General features: G+C 73.7%; 13 protein-coding genes. 6 read left to right on the top strand and 7 right to left on the bottom strand.

Annotated features, from left to right (window positions below):
• Nucleotides 1-85 precede the first annotated feature (85 nt).
• Both ACFV1W_RS38050 and ACFV1W_RS38045 read right to left on the bottom strand, forming a co-directional pair.
• On the bottom strand, nt 86-1,630 hold the full coding sequence (locus tag ACFV1W_RS38050) for an FAD-dependent monooxygenase (protein ID WP_380421870.1): 1,545 nt from the start codon (nt 1,628-1,630) through the stop codon (nt 86-88).
• A 27-nt stretch (nt 1,631-1,657) separates the two neighbouring features.
• Nucleotides 1,658-2,272: a TetR family transcriptional regulator gene (locus ACFV1W_RS38045; RefSeq protein ID WP_380421869.1), complete on the bottom strand. Its 615-nt coding sequence runs from the start codon at nt 2,270-2,272 to the stop codon at nt 1,658-1,660.
• Between the two features lie 203 nt (nt 2,273-2,475).
• Between ACFV1W_RS38045 and ACFV1W_RS38040 the strand changes: the two genes are divergently transcribed.
• Nucleotides 2,476-2,874, top strand: a complete 399-nt coding sequence (locus tag ACFV1W_RS38040; protein ID WP_380421868.1) for a hypothetical protein — start codon at nt 2,476-2,478, stop codon at nt 2,872-2,874.
• 84 nt (nt 2,875-2,958) lie between these two features.
• Here the strand turns inward: ACFV1W_RS38040 and ACFV1W_RS38035 are convergent, their stop codons facing one another.
• Nucleotides 2,959-4,581: a cytochrome bc complex cytochrome b subunit gene (locus ACFV1W_RS38035; RefSeq protein WP_380421871.1), complete on the bottom strand. Its 1,623-nt coding sequence runs from the start codon at nt 4,579-4,581 to the stop codon at nt 2,959-2,961.
• A 408-nt stretch (nt 4,582-4,989) separates the two neighbouring features.
• On the opposite strand from ACFV1W_RS38035, the gene ACFV1W_RS38030 reads away from it, so the two are divergent.
• From ACFV1W_RS38030 to efeB, 3 genes are all read left to right on the top strand, one after another.
• Nucleotides 4,990-5,316, top strand: a complete 327-nt coding sequence (locus tag ACFV1W_RS38030; RefSeq protein ID WP_380421867.1) for a hypothetical protein — start codon at nt 4,990-4,992, stop codon at nt 5,314-5,316.
• Nucleotides 5,317-5,558: 242 nt separating this feature from the next.
• Nucleotides 5,559-7,610 (top strand): iron uptake transporter permease EfeU, encoded by a 2,052-nt coding sequence (efeU, locus tag ACFV1W_RS38025; protein ID WP_380421866.1) that lies wholly within the window; start codon nt 5,559-5,561, stop codon nt 7,608-7,610.
• The gene (gene efeB, locus ACFV1W_RS38020) at nt 7,610-8,947 is read left to right on the top strand and encodes an iron uptake transporter deferrochelatase/peroxidase subunit (protein ID WP_380421865.1); all 1,338 of its coding nucleotides are present in this window, start codon (nt 7,610-7,612) and stop codon (nt 8,945-8,947) included. Before efeU ends, efeB begins: the two co-directional genes overlap by 1 nt.
• A 94-nt stretch (nt 8,948-9,041) precedes the next feature.
• Here efeB and thpR read toward each other — a convergent pair whose 3' ends face one another.
• The 3 genes from thpR to ACFV1W_RS38005 all read right to left on the bottom strand — a co-directional run bounded on the left by thpR (nt 9,042) and on the right by ACFV1W_RS38005 (nt 11,956).
• A complete protein-coding gene (thpR, locus tag ACFV1W_RS38015; protein ID WP_380421864.1) occupies nt 9,042-9,659 on the bottom strand; it encodes an RNA 2',3'-cyclic phosphodiesterase in 618 nt (205 codons plus the stop codon).
• A gap of 231 nt (nt 9,660-9,890) precedes the next feature.
• Nucleotides 9,891-11,276, bottom strand: coding sequence for an ATP-binding protein (locus tag ACFV1W_RS38010; RefSeq protein WP_380421863.1), 1,386 nt, complete (start codon nt 11,274-11,276; stop codon nt 9,891-9,893).
• The gene (locus tag ACFV1W_RS38005; protein WP_380421862.1) at nt 11,273-11,956 is read right to left on the bottom strand and encodes a response regulator transcription factor; all 684 of its coding nucleotides are present in this window, start codon (nt 11,954-11,956) and stop codon (nt 11,273-11,275) included. The genes ACFV1W_RS38010 and ACFV1W_RS38005 overlap by 4 nt, the downstream gene beginning before the upstream one ends.
• 164 nt (nt 11,957-12,120) lie before the next feature.
• Between ACFV1W_RS38005 and ACFV1W_RS38000 the strand changes: the two genes are divergently transcribed.
• Complete coding sequence (locus ACFV1W_RS38000; RefSeq protein ID WP_380421861.1) at nt 12,121-13,611, top strand: glutamate synthase subunit beta; 1,491 nt, start codon at nt 12,121-12,123, stop codon at nt 13,609-13,611.
• A 60-nt stretch (nt 13,612-13,671) separates the two neighbouring features.
• Here the strand turns inward: ACFV1W_RS38000 and ACFV1W_RS37995 are convergent, their stop codons facing one another.
• Nucleotides 13,672-14,238 carry a hypothetical protein gene (locus tag ACFV1W_RS37995; RefSeq protein WP_380421860.1) on the bottom strand — a complete coding sequence of 189 codons (567 nt, stop codon included), beginning with the start codon at nt 14,236-14,238 and terminating at the stop codon, nt 13,672-13,674.
• Between the two features lie 361 nt (nt 14,239-14,599).
• Here ACFV1W_RS37995 and ACFV1W_RS37990 point away from each other — a divergent pair.
• Nucleotides 14,600-15,195 (top strand): hypothetical protein (locus ACFV1W_RS37990; RefSeq protein WP_380421859.1); only part of this gene is annotated, 596 nt, incomplete at its 3' end.

Here is a 15,195-nt window from a genome sequence, read left to right as displayed (position 1 = left end):
GCCCCGGTCGGGAGGGGGCGGGCGGGCCCGGCACGTACCGTGCGGGGCGGGATCCCCGGGCGTTGGCCCGGAGAGCGGAAGCCGATCAGCCGCGTGGTTCGCCGAACCAGCGGCGAAGTGACCGGTCCAGGCCCTCCGGGTCGGCGTCCCCGGGGGCGCAGGCCCAGGCGACGTACCCGTCCGGGCGCAGCAGCAGCGCGGCGGCGGGAGGCAGCGCGCGGGCGGCGGTCACCACGTCGACCCGGTCCTTCCAGCCCGCCGCGAGGTCGGCGAGGCCGAGCCCGCCGTTGCTCAGGTCGAGCAGCAACGGCCGTGCATGGCGGGCGAGTTCGGAGAGGCGGACGTCTCCGTCGGCGGTGCCGAGGGTGAGCTCGGGGGCGAAACCCCCGGCGAGCGGGTGCGGGCAGCCGGTGTCGTAGCGGACGTCGCTGCCCGCCATCAGCGCGGCGATCCGGGCGAGGTTGTCGTCGTGGGAGAGCAGTTCGCCGACCAGGGCGCGCAGCGCGGTGACCCCGGGGCCGGGGGACATCAGCGCGATCTGCGCCTGGGAGTGCATGAACACCCGCTCGCCGACCGGGTGGCGTTCGTGCTGGTAGCTGTCCAGCAGGCCGGGCGGGGCCCAGCCGTGCAGGTCGGCGGCCAGCTTCCAGCCGAGGTTGGCGGCGTCCTGCAGGCCGAGGTTGAGCCCGGGGCCGCCGGTGGCGGCGTGGACGTGGGCGGCGTCGCCGACCAGCAGCACCCGGCCGTCGCGGTAGCGCTCGGCGAGCCGGGTGTTGTGACCGGCGGTGCGCCGCGGGGTGAACGGGCCGGCCGTGCGGGCCGGGGCGAGCTCCGGGTCGGCGCCGGTGACCCGGCGGATGCTGGCGCGCAGCTCGTCCAGGGTGAGCGGAGCCTGCTCGTCCACCGGCGGGCCGCCCCACTCCAGGGTGGCGATCATGACCGCGTCCGGGCTGAACGGGGCGATGACGAACACGCCGTGGTCGGTGCGGGTGTGGGTGTACGGGCGGAACGGGGTCGGGCAGCCGGGCAGCAGGACGTCGCCGTCGTCGGTGGTGCGGATGCCCTCCGGCGGCAGCACGTGGGCGATGCGGGAGACCGGGTCGGGCGAGGTGACGCCGGGGAAGCCGATCCCGGCGAGTTTGCGGACGGTGCTGCGGCCGCCGTCCGCGCCGACCAGGTAGCGGGCCCGCAACCGGCCGGCGCCGTCGGGGCCGTGGACGTCGACCGTCACCCCGGTCGCGTCCTGGGCGAGGCCGGTGACCTCGTGGGCGCGGCGCACGGTGACACCGAGTTCGAGGGCGCGCTCCTCCAGAACCTCCTCGATCCGGTGCTGGGGCACGGGCACGGCGTGCAGCGGGTTCGCGTCGAGCCGGTGCAGTTCCAGCGGGAAGGCGCCGAACACGAAGCGCGGTACGGGCCGCGGCGCACCCGGGACACCGCTGAGCGGCTCGTGGAGCCCCCGGTGGTCGAGCAGGCGGAGCACCTGGCCGACCAGTCCGTTGGCCTTCTGCTCGCCGGAGCGCGCGGGCAGCCGGTCCAGTACCACCGGCCGGACTCCGGCGAGCGCCAGCTCGCAGGCCAGGAACAGCCCGACCGGGCCGGCGCCGACGACGACGACGTCGTTGGTCATCCCGATTCCCCCTCTGAGACGTTTCGTTCAGGAACATGACGGTTCGGGCAGCCCGGTGGCCAGTTGCCGCAGCGCCTCGGCGAGCAGCGACTTGAAGGGCACCACGGGATCGGCGCTCAGGTAGTGCTCGTTGGAGACCTGCAGTGCGGAGAGCGCGGCGGAGGCGACGAGCTTCGGGTAGAGGTCCCGGGCGGGGTCGGTGCCGGTCCGGGCGGCGATCGCCGCGGTGAGCTCGGCCCGGGTCTCGGCGCCGCCGCGGAACAGCTCGGCCTGGAGCGCGGGCTCGCGCAGCAGCAGCCGTACGGCGGCGACCCAGCCCGGGTCGGGCGCCTCCTCTGCTCCGTCGAAGGGCTCGACGAGCGCCCGGGTCAGCGCCTCCCACAGCGGTTCCGCCGCCGGGCGGCCCCGCAGGGTCTCGGCGGCCCGCAGGATCCGGTCGCGGTGCCGGAAGACGATCGCCTCGGCCTTGCTGGAGAAGTAGTTGTTGTAGGTGCGCGGGGACACCCCGGCCGCGGCGGCGATGTCCTCCACCCGGACGTTCTCCAGTCCCCGTTCCGCCGCCAGGCGCAGCGCCGCCCAGCTCAGTGCCTCCCGCGTCGCGGCCTTCTTCCGTTCCCGCAGACCGGGCTGCCCGTTCGTCATGGCCACCACTCTGCCGCGAAACCTGCGCGCCACGCAATAGTGCGTGGCGCGCAAGTTTTCCCCGTGCTCCGGGGTCGTGGCGAGCCGTCTGCCGCCTGCAGTTCGTCGCTGGTAGTAGTTGCGTGGTTGCGGAGCGGCGCCCCATGGGGCCTGTGCCCGCAGGAATTCCGGCGGGACGACTCGACAGGACTTGAGGAGCGGTCATGGGTGGCAGACAGCGTCCGCCGCGAGCGCGGAGCCCGCGCCAGGGCGGCCCGGCCGGCGGCGGCCGGGCGAACTCCCTGGTGGGGATCGCCCGGATCGAGGGCTACCTGGCCTGGGAGGCCGAGGTCGCGGCGGCCGAACGGGACGCCCGGGCCTTCGCCGCGCGGTTCCCCTGGCTGCCGGCCGACGAACGGGAGAGCCTCGAACTGGCCTACACCGCCGACCGGTTGCGCTACGCGGAGGAGGTCGTGGACCGCGCCGTCGAGCGCTGCCGCCGACTGGCCGCCCGCTACCGTGCCGAGTGCCGCCGGATCTGCGCCCGCTGGGCGGTGCTCTGCCTGTCCGTCACCGTCGCGGCGGCACTGCTCGCCGTCCTCCCGGCGGCCCTGCGGCTCTGACCCCGGCCGGGTGCGTGCACGGCACGACGAGGGCCCGCCGCGCCGGCAACGGCTCGGCGGGCCCTCGTCGCGTCGGGACCGGGATCAGTGGTGGCCGTGGCCGCTGCTGATCTCCGCGTGCTCCTCGGCGGTGGGCTTGGCGATCTGGCTGCCCTCGCCGTAGAAGCCGCGGGACAGCTTGGCCCGGGTGCGGGTCCACAGACCGGCCCGGCGGACCACGCCGTTCTCGTCCACCTCGGGCTCCAGCACGATCGGCTCGGGCTGCTCGTGAGCGGTGAGGGTGAACAGCCGGCCCTGGGGCAACGGCGCGTGCACCTCGACGTACTCGCCGTGCTGCAGCCGGTTGATGACGCCGGTCTCCCGGCCGTGCAGCACCTTCTCCTTGTCGCGGCGCTGGAGGCCCAGGCACCACCGCTTGGTGATCACGAAGAGGACCACCGGCACGGCGAAGAAGCCGGCCCGCACGGCGTAGGTGATCGCGTTGATCGACAGGTGGAAGTGGGTCGCCAGGAGGTCGTTGCCGCCGCCGGCCAGCAGGATCAGGTAGAGGCCCATCCAGGCCACGCCGAAGGCGGTGCGGACCGGGTGGTTGCGCGGACGGTCGGCGATGTGGTGCTCGCCGCGGTCCCCGGTGACCCAGGCCTCCAGGAACGGCCAGCACCAGATGGCCAGCAGCACGGTCGGGAAGACGACCAGCGGGATGAACACTCCGAGGTTCAGGGTGTGGCCGCCCCAGACGCTGATCTCCCAGCCCGGCATCACCCGGATCAGGCCCTCGGAGAAGCCCATGTACCAGTCGGGTTGGGCGTCGGTCGACACCTGGTCGGGCCGGTACGGGCCGTAGGCCCAGATCGGGTTGATGGTGGCGATCGCCGACATGAACGCGATGACGCCGAAGACCAGGAAGAAGAAGCCGCCGGCCTTGGCCATGTAGACCGGCATCAGCGGCATGCCCACCACGTTGTCGTTGGTTCGGCCGGCCCCGGCGAACTGGGTGTGCTTGTGGTAGAAGACCAGGATCAGGTGCGCCGCGAGCAGGCCCACCATGATCCCCGGGATCAGCAGCACGTGGACGGTGAACAGCCGCGGGATGATGACGAATCCGGGGAACTGCCCGCCGAAGATGAAGAACTGCAGGTACGTGCCGACGATCGGGATGGCCAGGATCGCACCCTCCATGAAGCGGATGCCGGTGCCGGACAGCAGGTCGTCGGGCAGCGAGTAGCCCATGAAACCGTCGAACATGCCGAGGATCAGCAGCAGGGCGCCGAAGATCCAGTTGATCTCGCGGGGCTTGCGGAAGGCGCCGGTGAAGAAGACGCGCAGCATGTGGGTCAGCATCGAGGCGATGAAGACGACGGCCGCCCAGTGGTGGATCTGGCGCATCAGCAGTCCGCCGCGGATGTCGAAGCTGATGTCGACGGTGGAGGCGTACGCCAGCGACATCTGGATGCCCTTGAGCGGGACGTACTTCCCGTCGTAGACGACCTCGGCCATGCTCGGCTGGAAGAACATGGTCAGCCAGACGCCGGTCAGGATGATGATGACGAAGGTGTAGAGCGCGATCTCGCCCAGCATGAAGGACCAGTGGTCCGGGAAGATCTTGCGCAGGTTGGACTTGGCCAGGGCGTAGATGCCGAGCCTGCCGTCCGTCCAGTCGGCGAAGGCTTCGGCCCTGTTGGCCGGCTTGCTGCGGCTGCTGGTCACCCGTCCGGGCTGCGAATGCAGTTCGGTGCTCACGACGGGCTCCCCGGCGTTCCCGGCGTGCCGTGGCGGAGGCCCGCCGGCGGGAACGCCGGCCGACGAAGTGTTGTGATCATGGGACCTCTCGATACGGGCCCGCCGGGCGGACCGGCGCACGGACCTGGGCGGTTCGCTGGACCCGTTGCTCAGGGTGATGGGGCGCTTACTCTGTCATGCTGTCGCCAGGGGGCCGACTGTGCACGTCCATCGGGCCGTCCGGCCGTGCGTGTCGGGCCGGACGGGGGGCGCTGACGCCCGATCGGCTGGCCCCCGGTCGGCGCAACGGGGGCGATGCTGCGCTCGGGTGCAGCTGGAGCGTGTCGGTGCGCGCGGCGTCCGGGCGCCGCGAGGGCGTGGGCCTACGCTGCGCCAATGGCGGATCACCGTGAACTCTTCGAGGACGTCACCGAGGCCCTGGCCCGCGCCGGGTTCGACACCGCGCCGGGTGCCTCGCCCCTGTCGATCGGCCCCCACCCCGAGGGTGTGGTGGTCGGCTGGTCCCCGGGTGAGGAGCCGGACGGACTGCCGTCCGGCCTGGCGCGGGCGGCGGTGACCGGGGCGGCCGCGCTCGTCCTGCGGGAACGGGGCCTCCTGGTCACCGAGACGGGGGAGGGGGACCTGCTGGTGCGCTGCGCCGAACCGGTGACGGTGCCTCCGGAGGCGGAGGCCGAGGCGGCGCCCGAGCAGTGGTGGGGGTGACGAAGATCTCTCCCGGGTGGCGCCGGCGCGAGGAGTTGGCCCGTGCATGGGTGTTCCCATACCGAACCCTTACCTGAACGCGGGGTGCAGTTGACCGCGGCGGCTCTAAGGTTTGCCTAAGCTAAGCGAAACGCCCTGGACCATCCGTCCGGGGCGTTAGCCGTGCCCGTCCCCCGGCACCCCCGGCGGGGCGGTCGAGGACAGGTGACAACCCGGGGCGGCCCGGGGGAGGAGCCCGCTGCATGTGGGATGAGGCGTTTCCCAGCTTCCTGATCGGGCTGCGCGAAGGGCTCGAAGCAGGCCTGATCGTGTCGATCCTGGTCGCCACGCTGGTCAGGGCCGGTCAGAAGGGCCGGCTGCCACAGGTGTGGACGGGCGTCGCGGCGGCCGTCGCGCTCAGCCTCAGCTTCGGAGCGGTGCTCACCTTCACCGCCGCCAACCTGTCCGGCCACGCCCAGGAGGCGTTCGGCGGAGTGCTGAGCCTGATCGCGGTCGGTTTCGTCACCGCGATGGTGTTCTGGATGCGCCGCTCGGCGCGCACCCTCTCCGCCGACCTGAAGGAGAAGGTCCAGGCCTCGCTGGCGATGGGCGCGGGCGCGCTGGTGCTGACCAGCTTCCTCGCGGTCGCCCGCGAGGGACTGGAGACCTCGCTCTTCCTGTGGACCAACGCACGCACCGCCGGGGAGTCCACCGGCCCGCTGCTCGGCGCCGCCGTCGGCCTGCTGCTCTCGGTGGGCCTGTGCTGGGGCCTGTACCGCCGGGCCCTGAAGATGAACCTCACCAGGTTCTTCACCATCACCGGCGCCGGCCTGATCGTCGTCGCCGCGGGCGTGCTCGGCTACGGCCTGCGCGACCTCCAGGAGTCCGGGCTGGTCGGCGGCGGCAGCACGTACGCATTCGACCTGAGCGGACACCTGGACGCCTCCTCCTGGTACGCCACGCTGGTCCAGGGCACCCTCAACCTGACCGTCACCATGACGGTCCTCCAGGTCGTCGGCTACATCGCCTACCTGAGCATCGTGATGACCCTCTTCGTCGAGGGCGTGCGCGGCGGCAAGGCGGCCCCGTCCGCCCCGGCGGCCGCTCCCGACGAGGCGAAGACGGAGGCCGGGAAGGCCGAGCCGCCGGTGCGCGCGGGCCGTCCGCGCTGGGTGCTGCCGACCGCGGCGATCGCCGTCCCGGCCGTGGTGGCCGGCACCGTGATCGCCGTCAGCGACGGCAAGCAGGACGGCTCCGCCACCGTCGCGGTCTCCGAGAAGGAGTGCGGCAAGGGCTTCGGCAGCCCCCAGCCCGGCCAGCAGGTGTTCCAGATGCACAACACCGGCGACAAGGTCTCCGAGGTCTACCTGGTCAACCCGGGCAGCGGCGCCGTCTACGGCGAGATCGAGGGCCTCGCCCCCGGCACCACCCGCGCGCTCACCGCCACCATCGGCTCCGGCGACTACGCCTGGCGCTGCGTGCCCACCGGCGGAACCGCCGTCACCTCAGCCACCGTGCACGTCACCGGCGGCGCCGAGGTCAAGGCCGTCAAGCCGGTCTCCGAGGACGACCTCAAGGCCCCCCTGGACAGCTACAAGGACTACGTCAACAAGGGCCTCGCGACCCTCATGACGCAGACCCAGAAGATCCAGGCCGACATGCGGGCCGGCGACCTCGCCACCGCCAAGGCCGACTGGCTCACGGCCCACCAGCAGTACGCCTCGCTCGGCGCCGCCTACGGCACCTTCGCCGACCTCGACAAGAAGATCGACGGCCGCGCCGACGGCTACGCCGACAAGGCCCAGGACCCGGGCTTCACCGGCTTCCTGCGGCTGGAGTACGGCCTCTGGCACGGCCAGTCCGCCGCCGACCTGACGCCCGTCGCCGACGAGCTCGCCCAGAACGTCGCCAAGCTGGTGCACGACTTCCCCACCCAGGACTTCGACCCGGGCGACCTGCCGCTGCGCGCCCACGAGATCCTGGAGAACACCCTCCAGTTCGAGCTGACCGGCGACACCGACATGGGCAGCGGCACCAACCTGGCCACCAGCCAGGCCAACCTGGCCGGCACCCAGGAGCTGCTGACCCTGCTGCAGCCGCTGCTCGACGAGCGCGACCCGCAGGTGCTGGTCCGCGTCAACGCCGACATGAAGCGGGTCGGGGACCTGGTCGCCACCGGCCGCACCGCCGACGGCTGGACCCCGCTGGACAAGCTGCCCGCCGACACCCGGCGCCGGCTGAACGGCGCCACCGGCCAGCTGCTCGAAGACCTCTCGCCCATACCCGCCATGCTCGAAATCCGGAAGGCCGCCTGATGACCGACCACACCGCAGCCGCCGGCTCCTGCCCGTTCCCGCACGCCGCCGGTGCCGGGCAGGCCGTCGAGCCGGTCGTCGAGCAGGGGGGCTGCCCGGCCGGACCGGCCCGGCGCAGCTTCGTCCGGGCCGCGCTCGGCGCGGGCGCGGGAGCCGCCGTCCTGGCCGGCGGGGCGTTCGGCCTCGGGGCCGAGCCGGCCGCCGCCGGGGACACCCACCAGACGAGGTCCGGGGCCGTCCCGTTCCACGGCGACCACCAGGCCGGCATCACCACTCCGGCCCCCGGCTACGCGGCCTTCGTCTCCTGCCAGGTGGTCGCCCCGGACCGCAAGGGACTGGAGGACCTGTTCAGGACCCTGACCGATCGGATCCGCTTCCTCACCGCCGGCGGCACCCCGCCCGACCTCGGCGTCGGCGCCCCGCCGTCCGACAGCGGCATCCTGGGCCCGGTCGTGCCCACCGACAACCTCACCGTCACCGTCGGCGTCGGCGCCTCGCTGTTCGACGACCGCTTCGGCCTCGCCAAGGCCAAGCCGGTGAAGCTGACGCCGATGAAGACCTTCCCCAACGACAACCTCCAGGCCGACGAACTGCACGGCGACCTCTCGCTGCAGATCTGCGCAGACCGGCAGGACACCGTGCTGCACGCGCTGCGCGACATCACCCGGCACACCCGCGGCGGGATGCAGATCCTCTGGCGGATCGACGGCTTCCAGAACCAGTCCCGCCCGGACGGCGCCCAGCGCAACCTGCTCGGCTTCAAGGACGGCATCGTCAATCCGGACACCACCTCGACCCGGGAGATGGACCGGCTGGTCTGGGTCAACGACGGCGCGGGCGAGCCCGCCTGGGCGACCGGCGGCAGCTACCAGGTGATCCGGATCATCCGGATGCTGATCGAGTTCTGGGACCGGGTCAAGCTCAGCGAGCAGGAGAAGATGTTCGGCCGCCGCCGCGACACCGGCGCGCCGCTGGACGGCCACCAGGAGAACGACGCACCGGACTACGCCAAGGACCCGAACGGCAACGCGATCCCGCTCAACGCCCACATCCGCCTGGCCAACCCGCGCACCGCCGACACCGACACCTCGCGCATCCTGCGCCGCGGCTTCAACTACGACCGGGGCGTCGACAAGGCGGGCAACCTGGACATGGGCCTGGTGTTCTGCTGCTACCAGCAGGACGTGGTGCGGCAGTTCGAGGCCACCCAGACCCGGCTGATCGACGAGCCGCTGGTGGACTACATCTCCCCGACCGGCGGCGGGTACTTCTTCGTCCTGCCGGGAGTGAAGGACAGCGCCGACTGGCTCGGGCGGGGGCTGCTGGCCGCCGTCTGAGGACGGTGAGGTCGTGAACGGGCCGGGTGCTGCTGCGCACCGGGCCCGTTCGTCGTGTGCGGCCGTCCTGGAGCGAGGTGTTCGCCCCGGGGCCCTACGGTTCGGTGCGGGCCTCGTCGGCCCCGGCCGCGGCCCCGACGCCGAGCCGCCAGGACGCGACGTCGCGGTAGCGGATCGGGCCGGGGCCGCGGCCGATGTTGCTGGCGACGAGGTGAAGGCGTTCGGCCCGCCACGGCCGGCCCACGAAGCCGCTGAGCCCGGCCGCGGCCCGGGGCACGCTGAGCGGGTCGTCGCGGCGGGCCCGGGCCAGCGTCAGGTGCGGGCGCAGTGGCCGCTCCCGGAACCCGATCCCGCAGGAGGTGACCACCTCTCGGACGGCGGCGGCGAGTCGGTGCAGCCCCTCCAGGTCGCCGTCGATCCCGCTCCAGAGCAGCCGCTCGTCGAAGTGGCCGCCGCCCAGCAGGCTCAGCCGAAGGGCGGGCAGCGACGCGACGGGCCCGGCCAGTGCCGCCCGCAGCGGTGGCACCACCGAGGACGGCTGCTCGCCGAGGAAGGCCAGGGTGACGTGCCAGTCCTCGATCCGGTTCCACCGCAGCCGCGGGTACCCGGCGTAGGCGGGCCGCAGGGCCCGGGCCAGTTCGTCCTTGGCGTCGTCGGGCGGAGCCAGGGCCACGAAGACTCGCCGGGTCGGGGGTTCCGGATGATCGTGCACCAGGGATTTCTAGCACCCCGGCACCGGTCGCCGACCGGATGCGGCCGGCGGGTGGCGTGCCTGCGAGTGCGGTGAGTCCGCGGCGGTGAGTGCCACCGCGGTGGGGGCGCCTCCCGCCTGGACGCACGCCCGAACCGCCCGAGTACGCCCAGTACGAGGCCGACTCGGGCGCCCGCCCAGCCCGGGCGCCCGACGCCGCGCGCTGATCCGACAAGACCCGCCGGACAGGCGCTATCCGCCGAGGGTGAAGCCGATGACGGCGCCGCCGCCCTCGCGGTTGGCGGCGAAGGCAGTGCCGCCGTGGGAGCGGGCCACCTCGGCGACGATGGCCAGGCCCAGGCCCGAACCGGGGAGGCTGCGGGCGGCGGTGGCGCGGTAGAAGCGGTCGAAGACCCGGTCGAGGTCGGCCTCGTCGATGCCCGGGCCGCGGTCGCGGACCTCGACCCGCGGGCCGCGCGAGACCAGCTCGATCGGGGACGTCCCGGTCGGGTCGAACTTCGCCGCGTTGTCCAGCAGGTTGTTCACCGCGCGGGCCAGTGCGTCCGGGCGGGCGATGACGACGGTGCCGTCCGTGTCCACGGTGATCTCCCGGTCGCTGCGCCGGCGGGCCTGGGCGGCGGCCTCGCGCACCACCTCCGCGAGCACCACCTCGACCGGGTCCTCGTCCGCCTTGCGGTCGGCCGCGAGCGCCACCAGCTCCTCCACCAGCTGGGTCAGCTCCCGGGCCTCCTCGGAGAGATCGGCGAGCAGCGCGGCGCGCTCGGCGGGCGGCAGCCGGTCGATGCTGGGCAGCACCGAGAGGTTGGTGCGCAGGCTGGTCAACGGGGTGCGCAGCTCGTGCCCGGCGTCCTGGACGAGCCGGCGCTGGTTCTCCTTGGCGGTGGCGAGCCGGACCAGCATCCGGTCGAAGGCGCGGCCGAGCCGGCCCACCTCGTCCGTCCCCGCGGCGGACACCGGTACGTCCAACCGGCCGCTGGAGGCGACCAGTTCGGCGGCCTCGGTGAGCCTGACCAGGCGGCCGGTGATCCGTCCGGCGACCAGCCATCCGGCTCCGCCCGCCACCAGCACGACGGCGGCCACCACGGCGACCATCTGGGTGCGCAGCCGCGCCAGCAGTTCCTCGACGTCGTCGAGCCGCTGCACGATCTGGACGGCCCCGCGGCCGCCGCCGAGCGAGACCACCCCCACCCGCCAGGTGGCCCCCTGGAGGTGGCGCTCGCCGGTCACCGTCCGGGCGGGGGCTTCGGCGCGGGCGAGCGCGCGGTCGTCCGGGGAGGTCGGCAGGACGACGCGGGAGGTTCCCGGGAGGACGGCCCCGGTGGGATCGAGGGCCTGTGCGGTGACCCGGACCGGGTGCAGCAGCTGCTCGCTCAGGCCGCTCGGGCCGTTGAAGTCCCCGGGGAACAGCTTCTCGCGGTTGACCTGGCCGCTCACCGCGTGGACGGCGGAGTTGAAGTCGTCCGCCTCGTCGTCCCGGATCAGGGCGGCGGCGGCGCGGTAGCCGAGCGTGCCGATCAGCACGGCGACCAGCGCGGCCATCGCCGCGAAGGCGAGCGAGAGGGTGGTGCGCAGGCCGGGGCGGGGCAGGCGGGGGCGGCGGACCGCGGGCCCGGTCACGGCTCGCGCAGCGTGTAGCCGACGCCGCGGACGGTGTGGATCAGCGGGGCGAGGCCGGGTCGGTCGAGCTTGCGCCGCAGGTAGCCGATGAACACCGCGAGGTTCTTCGAGCCGGGGCCGAAGTCGTAGCCCCAGATCCGCTCGTACAGGGTGGTCTGGTCGAGGACGGCGCCGGCGTTGCGGGTGAGCAGCTCCAGCAGGTCGAACTCGGTGCGGGACAGCTCCAGTTCCCGTCCGCCGCGCCAGGCCCGGCGGGCGGGCGGCTCGACCCGCAGGTCGGCGACGGTCAGCACGTCCTCCGGGCTCTCGGCCGGGGGGTTGCGGCGCAGCAGGGCGCGCAGCCGGGCGAACAGCTCGTCCACGTCGAAGGGCTTGACCAGGTAGTCGTCGGCCCCGGCGTCGAGCCCGGCGATCCGGTCCGGGACCTCGACCCGGGCGGTGAGCATCAGCACCGGGGTGCGGTCCCCGGCGGCGCGCAGCCGGCGGCACACCTCCAGCCCGTCCGGGGCCGGCATCATCACGTCGAGCACCAGGACGTCCGGGCGCTGCTCGGCCAGGACGGCGAGGGTCTGGGTGCCGTCGGCGGCTATCCGCACCCGGTAGCCCTCCAGCGTCAGGGCGCGGGTGAGCGAGTCGCGGATGGCGCGGTCGTCCTCGGCGATCAGCACGGTGTGGGTCATGAGGGAGATTCTCCCTGGCGTGCTCACGGCAGTGGAGGGCGGGGCGCGGGGTTCCCGGCCGCCGCGGGTTTCGCGCGCCGCTTCGTGGGCGTACGGTGGCCACACGGTGGTGTACCGCCGGGTGGGCCGCCGGTCCGTGTCGGCACGCCCCGCCGGAGGCCGCTATGGCAGAGCGGATGGCCTTCCTCAACACCCCGCGCGCGGAGCGGGAGCGACGGGACGCGCGGGAGCGGCTGGGGGACTGGCGGGAGGTCTACCGGCCGGGGGCCCTGCTGCCGGTGGTGGGCGGGCAGGCGGCGCGGTGCATGGACTGCGGACTGCCGTTCTGCCACGCGGCCTGCCCGCTGGGGAACCTGGTGCCGGAGTGGAACCGGCTGGCGGCGGACGGGGACTGGCGGGCCGCGGCCGCCCGGCTGCTGGCGACGAACAACTTCCCGGAGTTCACCGGGCGCCTGTGCCCGGCGCCGTGCGAGAGCGCCTGCGTGCTGGCGATCGACGGCGCCGCGGTGACTATCAAGAACGTCGAGCTGGCCATCGCCGACCGGGCCTGGGAGGAGGGCTGGGACGGGCCGCTGCCGCCGGAACGGCGGGGCGCGGTCCGGCGGGTGGCGGTGATCGGCTCGGGTCCGGCGGGGCTGGCCGCCGCCCAGCAGCTGACCCGGGCCGGGTACGCGACCACGGTCTACGAGCGGGCCGACCGCCCGGGCGGGCTGCTGCGCTACGGGATCCCGTCGTTCCGGCTGGAGAAGCACCGGCTGGACCGGAGGATCGACCAACTGCGCTCCGAGGGAACCGAGTTCCGCACCGGAGTGTGGGCGGGGCGGGACGTCACGGGGGAGTGGCTGCGGTCCGAGTACGACGCGGTGGTGGTCGCGGTGGGCGCCACCGCCCACCGGGAACCGGCCGTGCCCGGATGCCGGATGCCCGGGGTGCATCCGGCGATGGAGTACCTGACCTGGGCGAACCGGGTGGACGAGGGGGACCTCGCGAGCTCGCCGCTGTCCGCCGAGGGCCGGTGGGTGGTCATCGTCGGCGGCGGGGACACCGCGGCCGACTGCCTGGGGACTGCGCTGCGCCAGGGCGCGGCCGCGGTCACCCAGTTCGACATCAACCCGCGCCCGCCGCGGCGCCGGGCGCCGGGGCAGCCGTGGCCGGTCCACCCCAAGGTGTACCGGGAGACCACCTCGCACGAGGAGTCGGGGGCGGTGGCGGGAGGGCCGGAGCCGGCGGCGGGCGGGAGGGTGTTCGAGGCGGTGACGGTCGGGTTCGAGCCGGGGCCGGACGGGCGGCTGGCGGCCGTCCGCTTCGCCTCCTGCGCGGCGGGTGGGCGCGAACCCCTGGCGGGCACCGAGCGGGTGCTGTCGGCGCAGCTGGCCCTGCTCGCACTGGGCTTCAGCGGGCCCGAGCCGGACCAGCCGCTGTTCGCCCAGCTCGGCCTGGCCGTCGGGCCGGAGGGCGCGCTGGAGCGGGACGACGGGTTCGGCACCGCCGCGGACGGGGTGTTCGTCGCCGGGGACGCCGGGCGGGGCCAGTCGCTGATCGTCTGGGCGATCGCCGAGGGGCGCTCGGCGGCCGCGGCGGTGGACCGCTACCTGCGTGGCGGGACCGAACTCCCGGCGCCGGTACGGGCGTCGGCGCGGGCGCTCACGCCGTGAGGGCGGGGGCGCCCGCGCCGTACCGTCCGTGGGTGGGGCGGTGGCGGACGGCGAGTGCGGTCAGCCGAGGCCGAGGGCCGAGAGGGCCGTGGTCCAGTCGGTGGCGATGGCCTGCTGGGCGGGTACCAGGTTCACCTGGTGGTTGCAGACGGCGCGGTAGAGCCTGTACTCCACGGTGTCCTTGTCGGTGGAGGACCGGCCGCTCGTGCCGGTGGTGTAACGCGGCTCGGGCCAGAGGTTGTTCGGGTCGGTGGGGTTGCCGCCGAGCGACAGCGGGATGAAGTGGTCCTCCTCGTAGTCCGCCGTGTCGGTGTCGGTGTACCCGTACTGGGCGATCTGCTGGACCTTCAGGCGGTTGGTGTACGTGGTGGAGGGGCGGATCGAGGTGCTGTAGCCCGCGACGCAGATGGTGGAGTCGATGGTGTCCTGGGTGACGTCCGGGTTGGTGGCGCCGGGGGTGCAGGACGGGTCGGGCAGCGGCAGGTAGGCCTGGGAGCAGGTCGCGTCGAGGGCGGCGCGGGTGTGCGGGGCGGCGGGGGCGGCGTGCGCGGTACCGGCGGTCGCGAGGGCGGCCGCGGCGAGCACCGCGGTGGCGACGGCGGGGGCGAGGCGGTGGACGTGAAGCATGTGGGGAGCTCCCTGTCACGGGCCCGGCGCGGGATGCCGGGCGGTGTGTGTCCATGTCACCATCGGCGGGTCTATGCGAGTAGACAGGGAGTGGTGAACATCTGACAAAGGATCAGTCAACCGGGTCGGGGCGAGATTTCGCTTGACGTGGACCCGGCGCGCCCGGGCCACCGCGGCACGCTGATCGCGGAGTGGAACGAGTACACCCCGACCTCGGGGACGGACATCGCGGTGAGCAGCCCGTTGAAGGACGTCGCGTGAGTGAGCGAAGCATCGGGGTGCCCCCGGCCGAAGGCCGGGGAAGAATCAACGAGAGGTGCGCGTGGGCGAATGCCCCTGCCGAGCGTAGCGAGGCGGGCGCATGAGCTTCCTGAGGAACCAGGACGCCTGTCTGCTGCTCGGCCGGGCGCGCGAGGAGCCGCCGACCGTCTTCGAGTACCTGGCCGCCGAGTTGTGGGTGCGCCACCACTTCGGGGTGGACTGGGACGCCCGGCCCGGCGCGACCTGGGTGACCTTCCAGCTCGACCGGATCTCCGAGCGGTGGGGCACTCCCGGCCGGGACCGGCTCGCCCCCGGGGAGGCGCTGCCGTACGGGCGGCTCACGGCCCAGCCGCAGGATCCGGTGCTGCGGCTGGTGCTCCAGGTGCTGTCGGAGGACCTGCGCAACACCTTCCCGACGGCCAAGGTCGACGCGATCAAGCGGATGCTGAAGGACCGCAGCACCCCGGCGGTCAAGCTGGCCAAGGCCGTCCGCGAACTCACCCCTGGCGGCGCGCTCAAGCCGGACCTGCTGGGCCTGCAGAACCACGTCCCCGAACTGCGGATGGAGGCCCTGGACGTCGGGACGGAGGGCGGCGCCCTCGACACCTACCGCGAACTCCAGGGAAAGATCGCGGGGCTGCGTGACCCGTGCGGCCGGGCGATCGAGAACCGGCTGGTCGCCATGCAGCGCGGAGC

This window comes from Kitasatospora sp. NPDC059648, assembly GCF_042734825.1.
GTDB lineage: Bacteria > Actinomycetota > Actinomycetes > Streptomycetales > Streptomycetaceae > Kitasatospora.
The sequence above is the reverse complement of the archived record's forward strand: the minus strand, read 5'-3'. Positions and strand labels throughout refer to the sequence as shown.